5 protein-coding genes are annotated in these 4,941 nt (G+C 72.2%); 4 read left to right on the top strand and 1 reads right to left on the bottom strand.

Annotation, left to right across the window (positions count from 1 at the left end; translation table 11 throughout):
* The 3 genes from cobA to ACOJSN_RS09780 all read left to right on the top strand — a co-directional run.
* On the top strand, nucleotides 1–538 hold a 538-nt coding region (gene cobA, locus ACOJSN_RS09770; RefSeq protein ID WP_420112302.1), incomplete at its 5' end, for a uroporphyrinogen-III C-methyltransferase.
* A gap of 35 nt (nucleotides 539–573) precedes the next feature.
* Entirely contained in the window at nucleotides 574–1,665 is a 1,092-nt protein-coding gene (locus ACOJSN_RS09775; protein ID WP_420112306.1) for a uroporphyrinogen-III synthase, read from the top strand.
* Nucleotides 1,662–2,369, top strand: a complete 708-nt coding sequence (locus tag ACOJSN_RS09780) for a sirohydrochlorin chelatase (protein ID WP_420112303.1) — start codon at nucleotides 1,662–1,664, stop codon at nucleotides 2,367–2,369. Before ACOJSN_RS09775 ends, ACOJSN_RS09780 begins: the two co-directional genes overlap by 4 nt.
* A gap of 86 nt (nucleotides 2,370–2,455) precedes the next feature.
* Here the strand turns inward: ACOJSN_RS09780 and ACOJSN_RS09785 are convergent, their stop codons facing one another.
* Nucleotides 2,456–3,481, bottom strand: a complete 1,026-nt coding sequence (locus ACOJSN_RS09785) for a LacI family DNA-binding transcriptional regulator (protein ID WP_420112304.1) — start codon at nucleotides 3,479–3,481, stop codon at nucleotides 2,456–2,458.
* A 265-nt stretch (nucleotides 3,482–3,746) separates the two neighbouring features.
* On the opposite strand from ACOJSN_RS09785, the gene xylA reads away from it, so the two are divergent.
* On the top strand, nucleotides 3,747–4,928 hold the full coding sequence (xylA, locus tag ACOJSN_RS09790) for a xylose isomerase (protein ID WP_420112305.1): 1,182 nt from the start codon (nucleotides 3,747–3,749) through the stop codon (nucleotides 4,926–4,928).
* Nucleotides 4,929–4,941: the final 13 nt, after the last annotated feature.

Below are 4,941 nucleotides of genomic sequence, written 5' to 3' on the forward strand. Positions count from 1 at the left end.
GCAGCCGGCGATCAACGCGCTGCTGATCGAGCACGCCCGCCGCGGCCGCCACGTGGTGCGGCTCAAGGGCGGAGACCCGTACGTGTTCGGGCGCGGCGGCGAGGAGGTGGACGCGTGCGCCGCCGCCGGCATCCCGGTCGAGGTGGTGCCCGGCATCTCCAGCGCGCTGTCGGCCCCTGCGCTCGCGGGCATCCCGCTCACCCACCGGGGCACGGTCGCCGCGTTCCACGTGATCGCCGGTCACGCCGGGCTCGACGACGTCTCGCTCGCCTGCGTGCGGGATCGCGCGGCTACCCTGGTGGTTCTCATGGGTGTCTCGCAGCTTGAGCAGATCGTGGCCCAGGCACTGACCGCCGGGGCCGACCCGAGGCTGCCGGTCGCGCTGGTCGAGAACGGCTCCACGCCGCGGCAGCGCATCACCCGGGCGCCGCTGCTGGACATCGCGGCACGGGCCGCCGAGGTGGGGGTGCGCGCGCCGGCCGTGATCGTGATCGGTGACGTGGCTGCGGAAACTGCAGCCCGAGCCGCGGTCGCGTGAGCACAGGTCAGGCGCGGCCCTCGCTCGGCCAGGTGATGGCCGGCTGCACCGTGCTGGTCACCGCGGACCGGCGCAAGCATGAGCTCGCGGCCGCGCTGGAGCGCCGTGGCGCCGTGGTGCGGCACGCGCCCGCACTCACGATGGTTCCCCATGCCGACGACGAGCGGCTGCTCGCCGACACCGCCGCGCTCGTGCAGCAGCCGCCCGACGCCGTGATCGTCACCACCGGCATCGGGTTTCGCTCCTGGGTCGAGGCCGCCGATGCGCACGGGCTGGCAGATGACCTGCTCGCGGTGCTCGAGGGTGCCCGGCTGATCGCCCGCGGCCCCAAGGCGCGCGGCGCGATCCAGGCGGTCGGCCTGACCGCGGACTGGGTCGCGGAGTCCGAGACCTCGGCCGAGATCGCCGACCTGCTGCTGCGTGAGGGCGTGGAGGGCCAGCGGATCGCAGTTCAGCAGCACGGTGCCGGCGCCGACGGGCTCGACGTGGTGCTCGCCGAGGCCGGTGCGAGCGTGGTGAACCTGCTGGTCTACCGCTGGGGACCGCCACCCGACCCGCAGGCGCTCGCGGACTCGGTGCAGGCGGCCGCCGTCGGCGAGATCGACGCCGTCGTGTTCACCTCGGCGCCCGGCTCCGAGGCCTGGATGGCCGCGGTCGAGGAGCAGGGGGCCGCCGAGGCCGTGCTCGCGAGGTTTGCCGACGGCTCCATGGTGGCCGCCGCCGTCGGCCCTGTGACGGCCACCCCGCTCGAGCACCGGGGCATCGTGCCACTCGTGCCGGAGCGCGGCCGGCTCGGCGCGCTGGTCCGGACCCTGGTGGCTCACTACGAGCACGCCGAGACGCTGGCACTCACCACGGTGGCCGGTCCGCTGCAGATCCGGTCTCGGGTCGCGGTTCTCGACGGTCACCTGCTGCCGCTCTCGCCCAGCGGGCTCGAGGTGCTGCGCTTGCTCGCGGCCCGCCGCGGCGAGGTGGTCACCCGCGAGGACGTGCTCGCGGTCCTCACCGGCGATGCCGCCACCGGCCACGCCGCCGAGGTCGCGATCGCGCGGCTGCGGGAGGCGATGGGGCGCCGCGATGTGATCAAGACCGTCGTCAAACGTGGCTATCGACTGGAGTTGAGATGAAGCCGGTCCTGATCGGGTGCTCGCACGGCACCAGCGACCCCGAGGGGCGCGCGGTGATCGCCTCGATCCTCGATGCCGTACGCGAGGCTCGCCCGGATCTCGACATCCGCGAGGCGTTCGTCGACGTGCAGGAGCCCGAGGTTGCCGCGGTGGTCGCGCAGGTGGTGATGCCCGACGGCGGTGGGGCGCGTGATGCGGTCGTGGTCCCGTTGCTGCTCTCGGGAGGGTTCCACGTGAGCGTGGACGTCGCGCAGTCGGTGGCCGACCGCGGCGCGGGCGCCGGGCGCGCCGCGGCTGCTGCCCCGCTGGGCCCGGACAGCCGGCTGACCGAGATCGCCGCCGACCGGCTGCGCGAGGCGGGCGTGCGCCCCGACGATGCCGTGGTGGTTGCCGCGGCCGGGTCGAGCAGACCCGAGGCGGCGCGCGACGTCGAGCACGTGGTGGCCGCGCTACGGGAGCTCCACCCGGGGCCGGTGAGCGTCGGCTACGGCGCGATGGCGCAGCCCACGGTGAGCGACGCCGTGGCGAGCGCCCGCGAGAAGGCGAGCCGAGTCGTCGTCCTCGCGTTCCTCCTCGCACCCGGCTACTTCTACAACCGGGTCACGGAGGCCGGCGGCGACGTGGTCACGCGCCCCCTCGCCCCGGACCCACGCCTGACCGAGATCGTCCTCGACCGCTACGCCGAGGCGAGCGAGGCCCTCTGACCCGTTGCCGAGATCGCGGTCTCGGGTCGAGATCGCGTGTCTGAACCAGCGAGCTCAGCCCGAAACAGCGATCTCGGCGAGCGGGCTCAGGCCCGGGGTGGGGTCGAGGCGCGGGTGACCACCTCGCCGGCGACCTCCACGACAGGAGGCTCGCCGCCAGGCCCGGCCAGCGCGAGCTCGATCGCCTGCGCTCCGAGCTCGTCGAGCGGCAGTCGCACGGTGGTGAGACCGGGGTTGACGTCGCGGAGCGTGACGATGTCGTCGAAGCCCGCGATGGCGACATCGGTGCCGATCTCGCGACCGGCGTCCCGAGCCGCGGCCATGGCGCCCACGGCCATCACGTCGTTCACGGCGAACACGAGCTCGACGTCGGTGTCGCGTGCGAGGAGCTCCCGCATGCCTTCGTAGCCGCCGTCGCGGGTGAAGGCGCAGGTCACGACGTTCTCGGCGGGCACCGGAGAACCCAGCTCAGCGAGGGCAGCCACGAACCCGTGGTGGCGGTCGCGCGCCGTGATGTGGCCCTCCGGGCCGGCCAGCACACCGAACCTGCGGTAGCCGAGCCCGTGCATGCCTCGCGCCAGGTCGGCCGCGCCGCCGGTGTTGTCGATCGACACCGTGCTGACGCCCTCGAGCGGCTGCCCGATCAGCGCGACCGCACCACCGGACGCCGTGTAGCCGGCCAGGGCCTCGGTGAGGGCGGCCGTGGAATCCGGGTCGTCGTACCGGCCACCGGCGATGAGGATCGCGCGGGCGCGCTGGCTCTGCAGCACCTCGACGAACTGCTGCTCCCGGCCGCGCTGGTGCTGCGTGGTCAGCAAGGTGACAACCAGTCCGAGGCCGTCGGCGGCCGCCGTGACGCCGGCGGCGATCGAGGAGAAGTACGGGTCGGCGATGTCGTGGACGATCAGCCCGACCGTGGTGGTACGCCCGCGGGCCATCGCCTGGGCGTTGGCATCGGGGGAGTAGTGCAGCCGCTCGGCCGCCGCCAGCACCCGCTCCCGCAGCTCGGGGCGGACGGTCCGGTTCGCGGAGCCGTTGATGGCGCGCGAGGCGGTCGCGAGCGACACGTCGGCCTCGCGCGCGACGTCGCTGAGGGTCACCGGTCCGGCCATGACCCTTAGGGTAAGCGGTTCCCGCCGCTTTGGCAGCGTGCCACGGCGGGACGAGGCGGGAAGGCGTACGTGCCGCCGACCGACCTTCTGACCGCCGTCGGGGCGTCTCTTGACGCACCCGACGAACGCAGATATGTTGTCCACAACAACAAACCGCCGTCCGACCCTCGTGGGTCGAGGTATTCGGAGCCCCTGCGGCGGCTCGCGGATACCTCGAATCAGTGCGGGTGGTCACGGAGCCCCACTTCAGCAACGGAGCGATTCGATGGTCCGCAAGCCCACCCCTGACGACAAGTTCTCCTTCGGTCTCTGGACCGTGGGCTGGCCGGCCAACGACCAGTTCGGCTCCGCCACGCGCCCCGCGCTCGACCCGCGCGAGTACGCGACCAAGCTCGCTGAGCTCGGCGCCTGGGCCGTGACCTTCCACGACGACGACGTGGTCCCCTTCGGCACCGACGACGCCACCCGCGAGAAGATCTGGACCGACTTCAAGGCTGCCACCGACGCGGCCGGTCTCGTCATCGAGATGGTGACCACCAACCTCTTCAGCCACCCGGTCTTCAAGGACGGCGGCTTCACCTCCAACGACCGCGGTGTACGCCGGTTCGCGCTCCGCAAGGTGCTGCGCAACATCGACCTCGCCGCCGAGCTCGGCTCGAGCACGTTCGTGATGTGGGGCGGCCGTGAGGGCAGCGAGTACGACGGCGCCAAGGACACCTACGCCGCCCTCGACCGCTACGCCGAGGGCGTCGACACCGCGGCCGCGTACATCAAGGAGAAGGGCTACGACCTGCGCATCGCGCTCGAGCCCAAGCCGAACGAGCCCCGCGGCGACATCCTGCTCCCCACGATCGGCCACGCGCTCGGCTTAATCGCCAAGCTCGAGAACGGCGACATCGTGGGCCTCAACCCCGAGGTGGGCCACGAGCAGATGGCGGGACTGAACTTCACCACCGGCATCGGCCAGGCACTGTGGTGCGACAAGCTGTTCCACATCGACCTCAACGGGCAGCGGTCCATCAAGTTCGACCAGGACCTCGCGTTCGGTCACGGCGACCTGCTCTCGGCATTCTTCACCGTGGACCTGCTCGAGAACGGCTTCCCGGGCGGTGGCCCTCGCTACGACGGACCTCGCCACTACGACTACAAGCCCTCCCGCACCGAGGGCCTGGAGGGCGTGTGGGAGTCCGCTGCCGCGAACATGCAGACCTACCTGCTGCTCGCCGAGAAGGCCAAGGCCTATCGTGCCGACCCGCGCGTGCAGGAGGCGTTCGAGGCGAGCGGGGTGCTCGAGCTGTCGCAACCGACCCTCTCCGAGGGTGAGTCGGTCGCTGACCTACTGGCCGACCGCAGCGCGTTCGAGGACTTCGACGCGGACGCGGCGGGCGAGCGCGAGTACCACTTCGTGCGGCTCAACCAGCTCGCCGTCGAGCACCTCATCGGCTAAGAAGAGGACATGC

Origin of the sequence: Pseudactinotalea sp., assembly GCF_048594945.1 — a bacterium.
In the GTDB taxonomy this organism is placed as follows: Bacteria; Actinomycetota; Actinomycetes; order Actinomycetales; family Beutenbergiaceae; genus Pseudactinotalea.